General features: G+C 59.5%; 17 protein-coding genes. 2 read left to right on the top strand and 15 right to left on the bottom strand.

What is annotated here, in order from left to right; translation table 11 throughout:
• Positions 1–91 precede the first annotated feature (91 nt).
• The 3 genes from C1719_RS03155 to C1719_RS03145 form a co-directional block, all read right to left on the bottom strand.
• Positions 92–508 carry a phasin family protein gene (locus C1719_RS03155; RefSeq protein WP_102373757.1) on the bottom strand — a complete coding sequence of 139 codons (417 nt, stop codon included), beginning with the start codon at positions 506–508 and terminating at the stop codon, positions 92–94.
• Positions 509–831: 323 nt separating this feature from the next.
• On the bottom strand, positions 832–1,170 hold the full coding sequence (locus tag C1719_RS03150; RefSeq protein WP_102373756.1) for a P-II family nitrogen regulator: 339 nt from the start codon (positions 1,168–1,170) through the stop codon (positions 832–834).
• Positions 1,171–1,187: 17 nt separating this feature from the next.
• Positions 1,188–2,462, bottom strand: coding sequence for an ammonium transporter (locus C1719_RS03145; protein ID WP_102373755.1), 1,275 nt, complete (start codon positions 2,460–2,462; stop codon positions 1,188–1,190).
• Between the two features lie 187 nt (positions 2,463–2,649).
• Between C1719_RS03145 and C1719_RS03140 the strand changes: the two genes are divergently transcribed.
• On the top strand, positions 2,650–3,162 hold the full coding sequence (locus C1719_RS03140) for a GNAT family N-acetyltransferase (RefSeq protein ID WP_342745892.1): 513 nt from the start codon (positions 2,650–2,652) through the stop codon (positions 3,160–3,162).
• Between the two features lie 359 nt (positions 3,163–3,521).
• A complete protein-coding gene (locus tag C1719_RS03135) occupies positions 3,522–4,706 on the top strand; it encodes a WD40/YVTN/BNR-like repeat-containing protein (protein WP_102373753.1) in 1,185 nt (394 codons plus the stop codon).
• Positions 4,707–4,750: 44 nt separating this feature from the next.
• On the opposite strand, the gene dxs is transcribed toward C1719_RS03135, so the two are convergent.
• The 12 genes from dxs to C1719_RS03070 all read right to left on the bottom strand — a co-directional run bounded on the left by dxs (position 4,751) and on the right by C1719_RS03070 (position 15,667).
• Positions 4,751–6,628 carry a 1-deoxy-D-xylulose-5-phosphate synthase gene (gene dxs / locus C1719_RS03130; RefSeq protein WP_102373752.1) on the bottom strand — a complete coding sequence of 626 codons (1,878 nt, stop codon included), beginning with the start codon at positions 6,626–6,628 and terminating at the stop codon, positions 4,751–4,753.
• An 8-nt stretch (positions 6,629–6,636) separates the two neighbouring features.
• Positions 6,637–6,957, bottom strand: a complete 321-nt coding sequence (gene xseB / locus C1719_RS03125) for an exodeoxyribonuclease VII small subunit (protein ID WP_102373751.1) — start codon at positions 6,955–6,957, stop codon at positions 6,637–6,639.
• Positions 6,947–7,381 (bottom strand): transcription antitermination factor NusB, encoded by a 435-nt coding sequence (gene nusB, locus C1719_RS03120; RefSeq protein ID WP_102373750.1) that lies wholly within the window; start codon positions 7,379–7,381, stop codon positions 6,947–6,949. The genes xseB and nusB overlap by 11 nt, the downstream gene beginning before the upstream one ends.
• A 26-nt stretch (positions 7,382–7,407) precedes the next feature.
• On the bottom strand, positions 7,408–7,755 hold the full coding sequence (locus C1719_RS03115) for an Asp23/Gls24 family envelope stress response protein (protein WP_102373749.1): 348 nt from the start codon (positions 7,753–7,755) through the stop codon (positions 7,408–7,410).
• Positions 7,748–9,106: an acetyl-CoA carboxylase biotin carboxylase subunit gene (gene accC / locus C1719_RS03110; protein WP_102373748.1), complete on the bottom strand. Its 1,359-nt coding sequence runs from the start codon at positions 9,104–9,106 to the stop codon at positions 7,748–7,750. Before accC ends, C1719_RS03115 begins: the two co-directional genes overlap by 8 nt.
• Positions 9,106–11,001 carry an acetyl-CoA carboxylase biotin carboxyl carrier protein gene (gene accB / locus C1719_RS03105; RefSeq protein WP_102373747.1) on the bottom strand — a complete coding sequence of 632 codons (1,896 nt, stop codon included), beginning with the start codon at positions 10,999–11,001 and terminating at the stop codon, positions 9,106–9,108. The genes accC and accB overlap by 1 nt, the downstream gene beginning before the upstream one ends.
• 243 nt (positions 11,002–11,244) lie before the next feature.
• Positions 11,245–11,388 carry a helix-turn-helix domain-containing protein gene (locus tag C1719_RS16305; RefSeq protein ID WP_180963438.1) on the bottom strand — a complete coding sequence of 48 codons (144 nt, stop codon included), beginning with the start codon at positions 11,386–11,388 and terminating at the stop codon, positions 11,245–11,247.
• A 65-nt stretch (positions 11,389–11,453) separates the two neighbouring features.
• Positions 11,454–12,014 (bottom strand): elongation factor P, encoded by a 561-nt coding sequence (efp, locus tag C1719_RS03095; protein WP_102373745.1) that lies wholly within the window; start codon positions 12,012–12,014, stop codon positions 11,454–11,456.
• Positions 12,015–12,083: 69 nt separating this feature from the next.
• Positions 12,084–13,181 carry a M24 family metallopeptidase gene (locus tag C1719_RS03090; protein WP_102373744.1) on the bottom strand — a complete coding sequence of 366 codons (1,098 nt, stop codon included), beginning with the start codon at positions 13,179–13,181 and terminating at the stop codon, positions 12,084–12,086.
• Entirely contained in the window at positions 13,153–13,590 is a 438-nt protein-coding gene (aroQ, locus tag C1719_RS03085) for a type II 3-dehydroquinate dehydratase (protein WP_102373989.1), read from the bottom strand. The genes C1719_RS03090 and aroQ overlap by 29 nt, the downstream gene beginning before the upstream one ends.
• A gap of 461 nt (positions 13,591–14,051) precedes the next feature.
• Positions 14,052–15,170 carry a 3-dehydroquinate synthase gene (gene aroB / locus C1719_RS03075; protein WP_102373742.1) on the bottom strand — a complete coding sequence of 373 codons (1,119 nt, stop codon included), beginning with the start codon at positions 15,168–15,170 and terminating at the stop codon, positions 14,052–14,054.
• Positions 15,152–15,667 carry a shikimate kinase gene (locus C1719_RS03070; protein ID WP_245874300.1) on the bottom strand — a complete coding sequence of 172 codons (516 nt, stop codon included), beginning with the start codon at positions 15,665–15,667 and terminating at the stop codon, positions 15,152–15,154. The genes aroB and C1719_RS03070 overlap by 19 nt, the downstream gene beginning before the upstream one ends.
• Positions 15,668–15,776 lie beyond the last annotated feature (109 nt).

The following is a 15,776-nucleotide window of genomic DNA, read 5'->3' as shown; positions in this document are numbered from 1 at the left end:
AGCGATTCTCGGGATCGATACCCGCATCGGAGCTGAAAAAGTACCGGAGAAGGGTATTGCCTGCCATGGCTTCTGTTCGGTTGCGCCGAGGCTATGCCGTCGGAGCGGAAGCATCGTCATCCGCCTCGGGAGCATTCCCCGCAGCCTTTGCGGTTTCAGAGGGCGTATCGGCCGCAGACGCCTCGGAAGCATCTCCCACGGCAGCATCCTGCGCCGTCGATTCGGCGTTCGCCTTCGCAGCCAGCTCGGCAGCCCGTGCGGCAAATGCGGTACGCTCTTCGGGCGTCATAACCGCCATGCGCGCTTCGAGCGCATCGTAGCGAAGCGTTGCCGCAACATCTTCGGCTTTGTGCTTGAGCTCGCTGTTGATCTGCTTTCCCTGATCGACGGTGATCTCGCCTTTTTCGATAAGCTGACCGATAAGATCCTGGGCCTTTTCGCCTGTGATCGCCATCGCGCCGACTCCGGCCAAGAAAATGTCTTTGAATCCATCACCGAGGTTCGCCATACGTGCCTCCTTTGAGCGCTGCATGCATAACCGCTCGCGACGATGCGCGGGCAGCATCCTGAGATAATGATGCCCCATGGTGCAGAAAAGAGCAATCAACAGAACCGCTCCAAAATGGGGGTCGGCCGCAATTCGGCCGATCCCCTGCGCGAAGCGTCGAAGCCCTACAGCGATTCAACATACTCCTTAGCCTGGTCCGCGGCATAGAACCCGGTGAAGTAAGAGTAACCCGAGCAACCGCCGGAAAAGCCGTGATTGTAGTTATCCTTGAAGAACTCTCCCGAGTCCAACCCGCCTGCGTACAGCCCGAAAATCTTCCTGCCCTAAATCGCAGCATCCCCCCGCTCGCCCGTTCTGATGCGCACGACCTCATCGACGGGGAAAATGAATATCTTGCCATCTCCCACTTCGCCGGTCTTCGCGGTTCGGCAGATAAGATCGACAACAGCGTCGACGAGGTCGTCGTCGACGATGATCTCGAACTTCACCTTCGGAACCATGTTGAGCATAACCTCGGTACCGCGATAGTATTCTTTCCATCCATGCTGGTTTCCGCAGCCATGCACCTGCGATATGGTCATCCCCGAAACCTTCGCCGCAAAGAGGGCGTCTTTGAGGGGTTCGAGCTTTTCAGGGCGAACGATCGCCGAAATCTTTTTCATACGTAATCCTCCCTACTCTAATCGAGGCCGATGTATGCCGGATACGCGCTCTCGCCGTGCTCCGCAACGTCAAGGCCGGCCGCTTCCTTATCTTCGCTCACCCGCAGGCTTCCCCCGAATGCCGCCTTGACAATGAGCCCGAGAACGACGTCGGCCACCCCCACAAACACCACAGTGATGAGAATGCCGAGGACCTGGCTCGCGAGCAGCGAAGGATCGCCGGTATACAGCAGGCCGCCGAATTCGGTCCATGAGAGCCCGGGAACGCAGAACAGGCCCGTGAGCACACCGCCCACGATGCCGCCGACGCAGTGGCAGCCAAACGCATCGAGCGCATCGTCGTAGCCGAGTTTCTTTTTGCAGAACGAGATGGCAAAGTAGCAAACAGGGGAAACTATGAGTCCCATGACGATCGCCGCCCACGGCTCGACGAACCCTGCCGCAGGCGTAATCACCACAAGTCCCGCCACCAAGCCGGTCGCCGCGCCGACAAGCGTTGGCTTGCCGACCTTCAACCGCTCGACCACCATCCACGACACGAGCGCCGAGCCCGATGCAACCACAGTGTTGACCAGCGCAAGAGCGGCGATGCCATCAGCCGCGAACTCGGATCCTGCGTTGAAGCCGAACCACCCGAACCACAGAAGCGTCGCACCCAAAGCCACGAACGGAACGTTGTGGGGGCGGTAACTCATCATGCCGAAGCCCTTGCGCTTGCCCGCAATGAGGCACAGGATCAGCCCCGTAAGGCCCGATGAGATATGGACGACATCGCCGCCCGCAAAGTCAAGCGCACCGATGGCATCGCCGATCAGGCTGCCCTCGCCGCCCCACACCATATGGGCAAGCGGCGGATACACCACGATGGTCCAAACCGCCAGAAACGCGCAGATCGCGCCGAACTTGATGCGACCCGCCACCGCGCCGGTGATGATCGCCGTAGTTATCATGCAGAACGCCATCTGAAATACGATGTCGACGATACTCGGATAAACCGCCCCTTCGGGAACTGCCTGCGCCTCGGCGAGCACACCCTGAACCACTCCGAAGCACCCGATCTGGTCAAAGCCTCCGAAAAAGGGAATCGACCCGTCGCCGCCGTATGCGAACGACCATCCGAAAAGCGTCCACGTGATAGCGACGATCCCGATCACCGCAAACACCATGATCATGGCATTCACGACGTTCTTACGACGACTCAATCCCCCGTAGAAAAACGCCAAACCAGGCGTCATCAGGAGAACGAGCATCGCGCAAGCGATCATGAAGCCCGTCGAACCTGTATCGAACATTTCCTTGCCTCCTCTGTTTTCGCCGATCAGTTGTTTTACATCTCGATAATTGCACGCCACCTTTGCCGCGAGCGGCTCGAACGGGACTGTTAACGGATTCGGAAAAGTCTTTTAACAAACGGGAAGCCCCCGCGTTACAATACGGAAACACGACGATACACCGGGGCATGCGCCAAGGAGGATGCATATGAGATTCGAACCCGTGGGAACCGAAGAGCAGATAAAGCAGCTTGCCGCCATGGCAGATGAGATCTGGCACGAGTATTGGCCGCCGCGTATAGGGAAAGACCAGACCGACTACATGGTGGACCAGTTCCAAAGCTTCGAAGCGCTCATCCGCGATATCAGAAACGGCGAATACGAGTACTGGTTTCTCGTCGACGACGAAGCAGATGAAGAGCGCATTGTAGGCTACACCGGAGGCAAGGTCGAACCCGAAACCAAACGGTTCTTCATATCGAAGATCTACCTCTACGAATCGGAACGGGGCAAGGGCTACGCAACCCGCGTCATCCGCTTCTACAATCGCCTGTGCGGCATGCGCGGCCTCAGCGCCATGTACCTGACCGTCAACAAGCAAAACGACATCGCGATTCGCGCATACGAGGCGAAGGGCTTCGAAACGATCGAAGCCGCCGAAACCGATATCGGAGGCGGATTCGTCATGGATGACTACATCATGGAGAGAAAGGCCGACTGACGGACGCCCATCCCGCAAAGCCCCGACACGCTCGCGAAAGCAAAAGCCCCGCGAATTCGAGGCGAAAGGCACCGATCATCATCGCGGCTATCGCGCTAACCTGCATCGCGATAGCCGTTGCGTTCGTTCTTGCGGTCATCCACCCAGGCGTCATCGTTCGCGGCGATAACTTCTATTCGCTTAACTCCTATCCCCTTTCCGAAAAGGGATTATCGGGTTTTCAGGACCTGATCGAGCAATCGGGAGAAACGCCGCAAGATTGCACCGTTGCCGCCTTTGAAGCTACGGTCGACGAAAACGGCTTCGTCGAAAGCTTCACTCTTTCGCTCGACGTGTTTGAAAACGGGAACTACCGAGGGATGGCGCAATACGTTTATTCGGGCATCGTCCTTTCATACGAGCGCATGCAGCCCGACAGCTCGAACATCGTGCACACCGCCAACCCGAACAGCACGCTCGATTACTTGGACGAGCAACTCGGGAAAATCCCCTTAGCCGACCAAATCAAGGTCAGCGGACTCGACCGCTTCGTCGTCAGCTACCAACCTCATACGGTAATCCCGGAAGGCACGCCCATCTTCGACGGCAGAAACAACGCGGCCTTTCCCGTACTCGACCAGCAAGCATACAATGCAGGAAGAGGTGGGGTCAGCGACGGCAACACGAACGTCGTAATCCGCCTCTTCGATGGGATGAGCACGATTGAAGGACAGCAGTACCTGTACGCGTTCGACCCCGCAGAAGCCGAAACGGCAACGGGAAACCAGCAATCGACCATGCAATGCGACTATGCGATCAGCGGCGAAACCCTGCGATTCACAAAAGACTACGGGCAGAGCTGGATCGAGTCCGACCTCACCGAAGAAGAGCTTGCGGAAACCCTCGAATTCTACCGAAACGGCCTGCTTCTCCCACCGGAGAGCGTATTCGTGTCGACCGACGCCGAATTGCCGATCGCGTTTTTCTTTGGCGGGGCACCCACTTTGAAGATGACCTTCGATGACGGAGCGTCGTGGACAACCGTGCCGCTCTCGTCTGCCGCGGAATTCGGACGAGCCATCACGAAGCGCGCTATCGGGTTCACCTCGCCCGACTTCGCCTACGCGGCGCTCGGAACCGATTGGTCGATGGGCGCCGGAGAGCACAAGCTGTGCTATTTCTCCTTCGACGGAGGAACGAGCTGGACGGAAAAAGAGCTTCCCCTCACCATGACGAGCAGCACGCTCGCAGACATCGCCATGGCCGATGAGAGAAACGGCATCGTCGCACTCAACGACGGGATGGACGGATCGTATCCTGTACTGTATGCAACTTCCGACACGGGCGATACCTGGCATAGCGTGCAGCTGCCCTATGGCGATCTGCCGCCGAAGGTGCAATACCTCTCCACCATCGACAGCCTCGCTTACGAAGACGGTTGGTATCTGATGACCCTCGGACAAGGCAATTCGGGAACGGCTAAAGCATCGTTTGCATCAGCCGATCTCTTCGGTCCCTGGAAGCTCGCCGAAACGTTCGACGAAACAATCCACCTCGTCGGATAGCCAAACGAAGCGGCACACGTCATCGGCAGCGAACGCGGAGGCTCCTACCGCCCGAGCGCTTTCCTCACCGACTTCGCAATGCCTTCGCCATCGAGGCCAAGATCATGCAGTAGCAGATCGGTTTTGCCCTGGCTCACGAACGTGTCGTCGATGCCGAGCGTCAGCGAGGGAACGCTCGCCTGCAGCCTCGCGAGTTCGCCGAGAACCCCTTCGCCCGCTCCCCCGGCGATCACGCCGCCTTCGACCGTAACGACAAGCGGCAGCTTCGCAGCCTCGCGGATGGCCTCCGTATCGAGCGGTTTGACCCAACGCATGTCGACGACCCGCACTTCGATGCCTTCCCGGGCAAGGATGCACGCAGCTTCCTCCGCTTTGCCCACCATACGCCCAAATGCGAGAACAGCGGCATCGGACCCTTCGCGCACAAGCCTGCTTTTTCCCAGATCGAACGGCTCGGACTCCGCAGGTATCTCGACGCCTTCGGCTTCACCGCGTGGGTAGCGGATCGCAAACGGACCTCCGAAAGCGAGCGCCGTCCGCAGCGAGCGCACGAGCTCTGCCTCGTTCGAGGGCGCGAGCACTTTCATGTGGGGAATCATGCGCGTATACGCGATATCGAACATGCCGTGATGCGTCGGCCCGTCTTCGCCGACAATCCCCGCCCGATCGATGGCGAACACCACGTTGAGTTCGGGAAGCGCGTTGTTGATGATCATCTGATCGATCGCACGCTGCAAGAACGTCGAGTAGATGGCGACGACCGGCTTCTTGCCGCCAACCGCCAAGCCCGACGCGAGCCCGACGGCGTGCTCTTCGGCGATGCCCGCATCGATGAACCGATCGGGGAACAGCTCCGCGAATTCGGCCAAGCCGGTCCCGTCCTTCATCGCCGCCGTAATGGCAACTATGTCGTCGTCCTTTGCCGCCTCGGCGACGAGGGCCTTCGAGAACACCGATGTGTACGAGGGCGCTTTGGCCGATTTCTTCTTAACTGCGCCCGTTTCGATGTCGAACGGCGCCACGCCGTGGAATACCTCGGGCGAGCGCTCCGCCGGACCGTAGCCGATGCCCTTCTTCGTAACCACATGCACCAAAACCGGCACATCGGTGTCAACCACGTTGGCGAGCGTTTCCCTGAGCAGCGGTATATCGTGTCCGTCGATCGGGGCGGTGCACAGAATGCCCAGCTGCTCGAAAATCATCGAACGGGGAATCACGAATTGCTTCATCGATTCCTTCATGTTGCGTCCGAAGTTCGCCATGGCGTTGCCGAGCCAACCGCTGCTCTCGAGCTTTTCTTGAACCGAATCGCGCGTCTGCCTGTACTGGCTCGATGCGCGCATGTAGCCCAAGTGCTTCATGAGGGCGCCGACATTGCGCGAAATCGACATCTCGTTATCGTTGAGAATGATGACCATGGGCGTCTGCGCTTGGCCGATATGGTTGAGGGCTTCGAACGCCATGCCGCCCGAAAGCGCTGCATCGCCGATCACGGCGACGATGCGCTCATGGGTTCCCCTCAGATCGCGGGCCAGCGCAAGGCCGAGCGCCGTTGAAAGGGAGTCGGAGGCATGCCCCGAGGGATGCACGTCGTATTCGCTTTCTCCGGGCTTCGGGAAGCCCGATACGCCGCCGTAACAGCGCAGCGTGTCAAACGCATCCTGACGACCCGTCAAAAGCTTGTGCGCATAAGCCTGATGGCCCACATCGAAAACAAGCTTGTCGGTTGGGCAATCGAGCAGCGAATGGGCGGCGAGGATGATCTCCACCGCGCCGAGACTCGATGCGACATGGCCGCCGGTCTGGGACGTCACGGTTACGATTTCCTCGCGGATCTCGGTCGCCAAAAGCGCAAGCTCCTCATCGGTGAGAAGCTTGAGATCGCTCGGAGAGCTGATTATGTCGAGAATACGGTCGTCCATACGCTCACCTACTGAAGTCGGGAGACGGCATCTTCCGCCCGCTCGTCTGCATCCGCCGCGCCTGCGTCTTCCGACACGGCGCTTTGCTCCGTACCGGAAACGGACGCCGCGTTCGCCTCGTCGATCGAACCGCCGTCGGCTTCCGCCTCGGCATCCTGTTGGGCGAGGCCCTCTTCGAGCAGCGTGCTTGCCTGCATGCCGAGCTTGACGGCCTCTTCGTACAGATCGAGCGCGTCGTCAAGCGAAATGCTCTCGTCGTTGACAGCATCGACGATCTCGTCAAGGCGCTCCTTCACGTTTTCGAACGTGATATTCGTCTCACTTGCCATCGCATTCCTCTTCCAACGACGTCGCAATGCGACCGAGCACGCCGTTGACGAACCGGGGCGAATCATCTTCGCCCCCGAAATCTTTCGCAAGCTCGACCGCTTCGTTGATCGAAACCGAAAGCGGCACATCGTCCACATACATCATCTCACAGGTTGCCAGTCGCAGAATCGAGCGGTCGACAACCGGCATGCGCTCAAGCGCCCAGTTCTCCGAAGTCGCCTTGAGATGACTGTCGATATCGCTTTTATGCTCTTCGATCGCGCGGAGCAGATCGCACGCATAGGCGGGAAGCGGACCGTCGTCGGCCAAATAACGATCATCGGCGACGATTGCCGCCGCCGATTCGTCGAGGATCTCACCCTGGTAAAGGACCTGCAGCGCCGCGCGGCGCGCGAGGGTCCTTTCGTGTCGCTTAGCAGACATGCATCACTACCTTTTTAATGAATTGCTTATTCGGCGAACTGGATGCCGTCGATGTACACGTCGACGCTGCCGACGGGAATACCGATCTGGCTTGCAACGGCATCCGAGATAGCGGTGCGCAACGCATCGGCGACCTCGGGGAGCACGTGGCCGTAGTACACGTCGACCCGCACCGAAACATGCAGCGCGTCGTTGTCGTCGACATCGACTTCGATGCCCTGCGTCGAAGGCTTCGATCCGAAAACGGAACGCAGGCCGCCCACGCCGGAAGGACCGACGGAGGCAACGCCCTGCACCTCTTTCGCAGCAATCGAGATTATGGTTTCCACGACACCAGGCGCAAGCGCCATGCCGTCAACGTTCAGATCAGCCATTGCTAGCATCTCCCATCTGCGTTTCCAAGAAATCAGTCGAGAAGTCGCCCTTTACAAACGCTTCGTTTTCCAGCACCTTCTTGTGGAAGGGAATGGTCGTCTTGATTCCTTCGATTACAAACTCGTCAAGCGCTCGCTTGCCACGGGCGATCGCCTCTTCGCGATCCTGTCCGTATACAATGAGCTTCGCTACCAACGAATCATAATACGGGGAAATCTTCGTGCCCGCACGAACGTAACTCTCCACACGAACACCAGGGCCCGCCGGCATGTCGAATACCGTAACGGTACCCGGGCACGGACGGAAATCGTGATCGGGGTCCTCGGCGTTGATGCGAAACTCTATCGCATGGCCCATCGGCGTGAACGGCGCACGATCGGCGCAGCTCATCGGCTCGCCCGCAGCTATGCGAAGCTGCTCTTTGATGATATCGGTTCCCGTGATCTGCTCGGTTACCGGATGCTCGACCTGTACGCGCGTATTCATTTCCATGAAATAGAAGCGCCCGTCTTGATCGAGCAGAAACTCGATCGTGCCGGCATTCTTATAATCCACCGCCCGTACGGCTTTCAGTGCGGCAACGCCCATAGACCGGCGGATCTCATCGGTCAGAGCCGGGCTCGGAGCCTCTTCGAGCAGCTTCTGGTGACGCCGCTGGATGGAGCAATCGCGCTCGCACAGGGCCACGCGATTGCCGAAATCGTCTGCCAGCACCTGAATCTCGACATGGCGGGGCCTCAGAACGAGCTTCTCGAGGTACACGCCGTCGTTGCCGAACGCCGCACCCGCCTCGTTGCGAGCCGCCTTGTACTGGGCCTCGAGATCGTTGGGATGATGCACTTCGCGCATGCCCTTGCCGCCGCCGCCCGCAGTGGCCTTGATGAGAACAGGATACCCGACACGGCGGGCGAACTCCTGCGCCTCCTCGACGGTATCGATGCACCCATCGGAGCCGGGCACCGTGGGCACGCCGCACATCTTCATGGTTTCGCGGGCTTCGCTCTTATCGCCCATGCGCTCGATGCATTCGGGGCTCGGGCCGATGAACACGATGCCGTTGTCGCCGCAGGCGCGGGCGAAATCGGCGTTTTCAGCCAAGAATCCGTATCCGGGGTGTATTGCTTCGGCCCCGGAGTTTATCGCCGCAGCGATGATGCTCGACTGTATGAGGTAGCTCTTGTTTGCGGGGGCAGGCCCGATGCAGACTGCCTCGTCGGCATACTGCACCGGATAGGTATCGGCATCCTCGGTGGAGTAAACCGCCACGGTTTTCACGCCAAGCTCTTTGCACGCACGCATGATCCGCAGCGCCACTTCGCCGCGGTTTGCGATCAATATCTTGCTAAACATTAGGCAGTCTCCGGTGCGGGAGCGGGGGTTCCCAAAGGCTCGATGTAGAACATCACGGTTCCGAACTCGACCGGGCTTGCGTCCTCGAGGCAAACCTCGCGCACCGTACCCATCTCGTCGGCCCCGATCTCGTTCATGAGCTTCATGGCCTCGACGATGCACAGCGTTTGATTGGCCGCTACCTCATCGCCAACCTGGACGAACGGAGGCTCGTTGGGGCCAGGGGCCACGTAGAACGTACCCACCATAGGCGCGATAACGGGCTTCCAGGTGGCAGGTCGGTCGACGTTATCGGCTGCGGCGGATGCGGGAGCCTGGCTGGCAGCCTGATCGGCGGCGGCTACCGCAGCAACCGGTGCTGCCGCAGGCGCGGCCGCTTCGGCGGGGGCGGCGCCGGGCATGCGAACGGCAATGCGCGTGCCCTCTTCTTCGACGACGATCTCGCCGACGCCGCTCTCCTCGGCCACGCGAACCAGCTCGCGAATCTGATTGATATCCACGTAATCGTCCTCCTTGGTACCGCTCGATTCCTGCTCCAGCAGAAAATCGACTTTTTCGGATGTACGGTGCTTGCTCAAATACGTACGCGCCTCATTGGGGAACAACGCGTACATCAGAACATCTTCCTCGGTTTTTGCGAGATCGCCTATCTCTTCGGCAACCTCGTCGTACGTCGTCGTAACAAGAGACCCGGGAGCCACCTCGGGAGGCAGGATCTCGGAATCGCCGACGACCTTCTTGACGATCTCCTTGTCCATAGGACCGGGAGCTTTGCCGTAGTATCCGCAGATGTAGTCTTTCATCTCCTTGGACACAACGCTCCAGCGCTTGCCCGTAAGCACGTTGAACACCGCCTGGGTGCCGACGATCTGCGAAAGCGGCGTTACGAGCGGCGGATAGCCTACCTCGGCGCGCACCTTCGGAATCTCTTTCATGACTTCGGCCAAACGGTCGCCGGCGTTTTGAATCTCGAGCTGCGAAACGAGGTTCGACATCATGCCGCCGGGCACCTGATGGGAGTACACCTGCATGTGGATGAGCGAAGAGACTCCGCGCTTGTAGTGGCCGCGCTTGCGAACCTCTTCCCAGTACTCGGCGATTTCGAACAGCAGATCGAGATCGAGCCCCGTATCGTAGCGGCTCTCTTGCAGGGCGGCCACGATCATCTCGACCGCCGGATGGCTGTTGCCGAACGCGAGCGGCGCATGAGCGGTATCGGCGATCGCCGCACCCGCTTCGGCCGCTTTGATGATATTTGCGGGAGCCATGCCGCCGACGTAATGGCAATGGATGTGAACCGGCAGGCCGATTTCGGCATTGAACGCCTTGACCATGCGCTCGGTGCGATACGGAGTCAGCATGCCGGCCATATCCTTGATGGCGATGGAATCGGCTCCGAGATCTTTCATGGCCTGGCCGTACTCGAGAAAACTGTCGAGCGTGTGAACCGGGGACATCGTATACGAGATAGCGCCTTCGAAATGAGCGCCGCTTTCCTTGATGGCTTCGGCGTTATCGACGACGTTGCGAATGTCGTTCAAGGCATCGAATACGCGGAACACCTCGACGCCGTTGCGGTGAGCCGCCTTGATGAAGCGGTTGCATATCTCGCGCGAATAATGTTTGTACCCTACCAAGTTCTGGCCGCGAGAAAGCATCGAAAGCGGCGTATTAGGCGTCTTGGCCTTGATAGAACGCAAACGCTCCCACGGGTTCTCGTCCAAAAAGCGCAGGCAGGTATCGAACGTCGCACCGCCCCACGCCTCGATGGCCCAATATCCAACACGGTCCATCTTCGGCAGAATCGGAAGCATATCGCCGATCTGCATGCGGGTAGCCCACAGGCTCTGCTGGCCGTCGCGGATGGTGGTATCCATAATCTGAAGTCTTGGCATGAACTCACACCCCCTTCTTGGTAATAGTCAAAGAACGGACCTGAACGGCACCCACAAAGCCTCGTTATGCGGTGGTTTTCCCGAACCATACGGCAACGCGCCATTCAGGCATTAGAGCATTATATAAGAATGCGGACTGAATCCATCAGGGAGGCTCGGATTTCGTGGACAAGTAACATATTCGAGGGGTGGAAGGCGCAGGCGGGACTGCACAATGCAAAAGCTGCGCCCGTCGCCTCTTCCCTACTGCAGCGCGATGATGAGTCTTCTTCCAAGCCCGTGCGCAATCGCCTCGAGCGTTTCGACCGTCGGATTCGATTCTCCTCGCTCGAGTCGGCTGACAACCGTCTGCCGAGCATGCGAGGTGCATGTCGTACAGCCATGCACCTTAGAAAAAGGAACGGGCCGACGACCCGTTCCTTTTTCTATGATTTGCTTGCCTTGCCCTGCGCTTACACGCGCTTGATGAAGCGCCCGTCACGCGTGTCGATCTGCAGCACGTCGCCGATCTCGACGAACGTGGGGACCTGGATGGTCGCACCGGTCTCGAGCGTTGCGGGCTTGGTGGTGTTCGTGGCGGTGTCGCCCTTGAAGCCGGGCTCGGTTTCGGTAACCTCGAGCTCGACGAACATCTGGGGTTCGATGCTGATGAGCTCGTCGCCCGCATAGAGGATCGAAGCTTCGTCGTTTTCCTTGAGCCACTGCGAATTGTCGCCGATGATCTCGGAGGGAACGGACATCTGCTCGAAGGTGTCGTTGTCCATGAAATAGTAATCGGAGCCGTCGTTGTAGAGGTACTGCATCTTCTTGTTGTCAAGACGAACCTGCTCGACCTTAACGCCGGCGTTGAACGTGTTGTCGATCACGCGTCCGGTTTTGATGTCGCGAAGCTTCGTGCGCACGAATGCGCCGCCCTTTCCGGGTTTCACATGCTGAAACTCGACGATCGTGCAAAGTCTTCCGTTGTACTCGATGCAGATGCCGTTTTTGAAATCGGCGGTTGAAATTGCCATCTATCAAATCCTTTCAGATTCAGGACACGAGGATCATATGCCCTGCATCCCACACGTAACTTAAAGCCGCTATATTATAACCATCTCATGAGTGGATTGCGTAAAAACCTCGAATCCGTCATGCGTGACAACGCCGAAATCCTCCAAACGCATGCCGAACTCGCCCGCCACGTAGATGCCCGGTTCGACGGTGACCACGTTACCCGGCGCAAGCGGCTTCTTGTTTCGAGGCGATAAAACCGGCTCTTCATGGATGTCGATGCCCACGCCGTGCCCGAGGCCGTGACCCATCTTGTTGCCAAAGCCGCCTTGGACAAGCACGTCTTCGGCAAGTTGATGCATGTCGGCACCGATCACGCCGGGCCTCAAAGCGTCTTCCACGCGTTCGTTCGCTTCGCGGATGATCTCGTAAGCGCGTCTCATGCGCTCGTCGGGTTCGCCCAGAAAAAGCATGCGCGTCATATCGGAACAGTATCCCCGCGCTCGCGCTCCGAAATCGAGCACGACGCACTGCCCCGCCTCGAGCATCGTCTCGCCGGGGATGGCATGGGGCGATGCGCCGTTGGCGCCCGTCGCCACGATCGAGGAAAACGCCAGGCCCTCGGCCCCATGGCGCAGCATGAAATCCTCGAGCTCGATCTGCACTTCGCGCTCGGTCATGCCCGGCTTCGCGAATGCGGCGATATGAGCGAATGCGGCATCGGTGATAGCCTGGGCTGCTTTCATGCGGGCGACCTCGTCGGCGTCTTTCACCTCGCGCAGGCCGACGATCACGCCGCTCGTTTCGAGCATGCGGATGGGCGCATCGGCGAACTCTTTTTCAAGGCTTCGGTATTCGCCCAATTCGATCGACGTTTCGATGGCCAGCGTCGCAGCCGCATCGCCGATGGCCGCTTTCGCAAACGCCGCATGGGTCTTCCTCGAGCCGTCGATCCGCACCTCGGTACCCTTCGCCGCGCGGCCGAATGCCTCGTCGTAGCGCGAATCGGTGTGAAGCACGGCACAACCTGGCGTTACAACCATCGCATGGGCGTCTTCGTCATCGAACACGCCGTCGAAAGCGGTCAGCCATCTTAGATTCGACTGGTCGCGGACGTAGATCGCATCGGCCTTCAAGTCGGCCATGCGGTCGCGAAGCCTACCGATTCTCGAGTTCGAGCAAGACATCGAGCGCCTCCTTGTATCCGAGCTTTCCCTTGCCCTTGATCTGCGCGACGCACACCGGCGCAATCACCGAAATGCGCCTGAACTCCTCACGCGCTTCGATATCGGAAAGATGCACCTCGACAACCGGCGTGCCGATTGACCCGATCGCGTCACGCAACGCATACGAGTAATGCGTATGGGCACCGGGATTGTAGATAACGCCGTCGTAAGCCGTATGCGCCTCGTGGAGCTTATCGATGAGTGCTCCTTCGTGGTTCGACTGAAAGCAATCGACGGCAACGCCCCTTTCGGCTCCATACGCGCTTACCTCGGCTTCGATCGACTCGAGCGTATCGCGGCCGTACACCTCGGGTTCGCGAACTCCGAGCATGTTGAGGTTCGGCCCGTTCAACAGAAGGATTTTGTTCACCAGAAACTCCTTTGCATCTCGATCGCAACAACAGCCTGCCGCAGCCCGCCACGCACCGGCACGGGCGAGTATATCACGAAGAATCTTACGCGCCGCTACGGATGCAGGGCGGCGCGTAAGATGCACGCTTTTGCTCGAAATGTTGCGCTCCGAAGCGCGCTGACAAAACCGCCCGCACTCATGCTCGGCATAAAACCAGGTCAATCGCTTTCAGCAATTCGCCGTTTCCGCGATTCCCGCCTTGAGGGTCGCCGGCCAGCCCGCGAAACCGAAAAAACGCAACATTTCGGGCAAAAGCGTGCATTTCAGAGGCGGCCCTTTGGGAGGAGCCCTTTGGGATGGCACTTCGGAGACGGCCTTTTGGGAGCCGCCCTTCGAGAGCCGCCCTTCGGGGTAGCGCTTCGGAGATGGCATCCAGAGGCAGCGCTTGGCCCGACCGGAAGCAGGGCAAGATCGATGCGTTACTGCACGATCTGCGTCTCCTTCGAGCGGACCCAGGCGCCAAGATGCTCGAGCACCGTTTCGTCATCGACCTCGACCACTTCCCACAGCCCCACTTCTCGCGGAAGCACGAAGCGCAGATGTCCGCCGCGCACCTTCTTGTCGCCCTTCATAGCTGCAAGCAGTTCTTCGGGCTTTGCCGACCAGTCGAGCGAAGGCAGCCCAAGCGCGTCAAGCAGTTCGTCTTGCGCGAAGATCAGATCGGTCGGAGTGCCGACGCAAGCCGCGCCGAGCCGCGCGGCGAACCGCATGCCCTCGGCCACGGCCGCGCCATGCGAGAACGCGCCGAACCCGGCAAGCGCCTCGATGGCGTGACCGAGCGTATGCCCGTAGTTGAGGCATTCGCGCACGCCCCTGCTTTCCGTTTCGTCTTCGGCAACCACGTTCGCCTTGAACACGACCGAGCGAGCGATTGCTTCGGCAACCACGCCCTCGTCGCGTGCAGCAAGCGCCTCCGCCGCATCGGTAAGCCAGAAGAAGAACTCGTCGGAGTCGATAACCGCCGATTTGGCGATCTCAGCGCACCCGCACGCCCATTCGCGTTCGGGAAGCGTGGCGAGCACCGAGGCGCTTGCACACACCTGAATCGGCTGTTTGAACGATCCGACCAGGTTCTTTCCCTGTTCGAGGTTGATCCCCGTTTTCCCGCCCACCGAAGAATCCACCATCGCGAGCAGCGTTGTCGGCACCTGGGCGAACGCGACTCCGCGCATGTAGGTCGCCGCAACGAATCCGGCAAGATCGCCTACCACGCCGCCGCCGAGCGCCACGACGAGCACGTCGCGCCCGAGCTTGAGGTCGGCCATAGCCGTCCAGATCTCGCTCGAAACCGCAACGGACTTCGACCCCTCGCCTGCCGGAACGGTGATGTCAAGCGTACGGTATCCCGCATCGACAAGCGACGCCTTCGCGGCGGCGAGGTAGAGCGGTCCGACATTTTCATCGGTGATGACAAGGGCGGTATCCGACTGGTTGACCTCCCTCAGGTAGCCGCCGAGCTTTTCGACAAGGTTGCCGCCTATGCGAACGTCGTAGCTCGGGGCATTGGCGATGTTGACCACTATTCGTGCGACTGCCACAAGATTCCCTCTTTCTTCAACACGTCTCTTACTTCGGCGGCGATTCTGCCCACGCTCTTGCCTGCCGTGTCGATCACGACATCGGCTACTTCTTCGTATAAGGGCAGCCTTTCCTCATTGGTCTTGCGCGCCTGCGCCAGATCGTTGAACAGCGGGCGCGTTGAAAGGTCGCTGATGCGGCTCTGGGCCTCGTCAGCGGAAACCTTGAGGTACACGACGAATCCGCCGCGCTTGAGAATTTCGCGGTTCTCAGCGGCTTTCACGATGCCGCCGCCGCATGATACCAGCGCGGGTTCAGCAGCTGTGAATTCGCGAAGCACTTCTGTTTCCATCGCGCGAAATCCCCCCTCGCCCACCGCTGCGAAAATCTCTTTGACCTTCTTGTCCTCCCGCCTCTCGATATAAGTATCGAGGTCGATCGACGAGATGCGGCACATCCGCGCAAGACGGCGCGAAACCGAGGTCTTGCCCGCGCCCATGAAACCGACGAAGAACACGGGTCGTCCAAGAGTGCAGGGAGGCCTCTGCGCCGGCTGCGTACGTTGCTTGGGGCGCCCCGCCTGAGCCTTCGGGCTCGGAGCTTGGCGGTTCGGCTTGCCCGTCTGA

The sequence above is a fragment of the Raoultibacter massiliensis genome (genome assembly GCF_900199545.1).
GTDB classification, from domain to species: domain Bacteria; phylum Actinomycetota; class Coriobacteriia; order Coriobacteriales; family Eggerthellaceae; genus Raoultibacter; species Raoultibacter massiliensis.
Note: the sequence above shows the minus strand (reverse complement) of the source record. Positions and strands in the feature narration are given on the sequence as shown.

Excerpts from the sequence above, each read along its gene's own strand:
- accB (WP_102373747.1), bottom strand. The coding sequence starts at position 11,001 with ATGCCAAGACTTCAGATTATGGATACCACCATCCGCGACGGCCAGCAG.
- C1719_RS03135 (WP_102373753.1), top strand. The coding sequence starts at position 3,522 with ATGGCGCAATACGTTTATTCGGGCATCGTCCTTTCATACGAGCGCATG.
- C1719_RS03150 (WP_102373756.1), bottom strand. The coding sequence starts at position 1,170 with ATGAAAAAGATTTCGGCGATCGTTCGCCCTGAAAAGCTCGAACCCCTC.
- C1719_RS03090 (WP_102373744.1), bottom strand. The coding sequence starts at position 13,181 with ATGTCTTGCTCGAACTCGAGAATCGGTAGGCTTCGCGACCGCATGGCC.
- xseB (WP_102373751.1), bottom strand. The coding sequence starts at position 6,957 with ATGGCAAGTGAGACGAATATCACGTTCGAAAACGTGAAGGAGCGCCTT.
- dxs (WP_102373752.1), bottom strand. The coding sequence starts at position 6,628 with ATGGACGACCGTATTCTCGACATAATCAGCTCTCCGAGCGATCTCAAG.
- C1719_RS03145 (WP_102373755.1), bottom strand. The coding sequence starts at position 2,462 with ATGTTCGATACAGGTTCGACGGGCTTCATGATCGCTTGCGCGATGCTC.
- C1719_RS03115 (WP_102373749.1), bottom strand. The coding sequence starts at position 7,755 with ATGGCTGATCTGAACGTTGACGGCATGGCGCTTGCGCCTGGTGTCGTG.
- efp (WP_102373745.1), bottom strand. The coding sequence starts at position 12,014 with ATGGCAATTTCAACCGCCGATTTCAAAAACGGCATCTGCATCGAGTAC.
- C1719_RS03155 (WP_102373757.1), bottom strand. The coding sequence starts at position 508 with ATGGCGAACCTCGGTGATGGATTCAAAGACATTTTCTTGGCCGGAGTC.
- nusB (WP_102373750.1), bottom strand. The coding sequence starts at position 7,381 with ATGTCTGCTAAGCGACACGAAAGGACCCTCGCGCGCCGCGCGGCGCTG.
- C1719_RS03140 (WP_342745892.1), top strand. The coding sequence starts at position 2,650 with ATGAGATTCGAACCCGTGGGAACCGAAGAGCAGATAAAGCAGCTTGCC.
- accC (WP_102373748.1), bottom strand. The coding sequence starts at position 9,106 with ATGTTTAGCAAGATATTGATCGCAAACCGCGGCGAAGTGGCGCTGCGG.